Annotated in this window: 1 protein-coding gene; it reads right to left on the reverse strand. The window is 67.9% G+C overall.

Annotation, left to right across the window (positions count from 1 at the left end):
- Positions 1-224 (reverse strand): pilus assembly protein TadG-related protein (locus HMPREF2554_RS11565; protein ID WP_246826029.1); only part of this gene is annotated, 224 nt, incomplete at both ends.

The following is a 224-nucleotide window of genomic DNA, read 5'->3' on the forward strand; positions in this document are numbered from 1 at the left end:
CGCAGCGCATCCGCCGCGGCGAGCGCCGCCAGGTCTGCCGCCTGCGCCGCCCGCCGATTCGCCATACTTACCCCGGCAAAACCGATGATGACGGTTACCAGGATCAGCAGGGCAGCGATAATGCCTACCGCGAGTACGGTGCCGCTCCCCTCCTCCGGGTTTTCGGTCGGCTGTGGCCGATCAACCGCCTCGCACTGCGGTTTGGCAAACGGCGGCACGCATGC

Source organism: Rothia sp. HMSC071F11 (assembly GCF_001809115.1).
Classification (GTDB): Bacteria; Actinomycetota; Actinomycetes; order Actinomycetales; family Micrococcaceae; genus Rothia; species Rothia dentocariosa.